This window comes from Microbacterium sp. K41, from assembly GCF_004794395.1.
In the GTDB taxonomy this organism is placed as follows: Bacteria; Actinomycetota; Actinomycetes; order Actinomycetales; family Microbacteriaceae; genus Microbacterium; species Microbacterium sufflavum.
Map to the genome: position 1 here is coordinate 1 of NZ_SSDO01000043.1, position 203 is coordinate 203.

Here is a 203-nt window from a genome sequence, read left to right on the forward strand (position 1 = left end):
CGGGCGCGGGTTCGGGTTCGGGCATGGGTTCGGGCGCGGGTTCGGGTTCGGGCATGGGTTCGGACGCGGTGTCGGCGTCGTCGCGCGACCGAGACCCCGTCGGCGCCTCCGCGAGCAGCGCGGCCACCACGGCGTCGAGCGTCTCGGCCTCGCGGTAGCGCACGCGCACGGCCCCGCCGACGCGGTCGAGCACGTCGCGGATC

Annotated in this window: 1 pseudogene; it reads right to left on the reverse strand. The window is 77.3% G+C overall.

Going from position 1 to position 203, the window contains the following annotated elements:
* Positions 1-203, reverse strand: a pseudogene (locus DW309_RS19160) (DivIVA domain-containing protein); the annotation flags it as partial.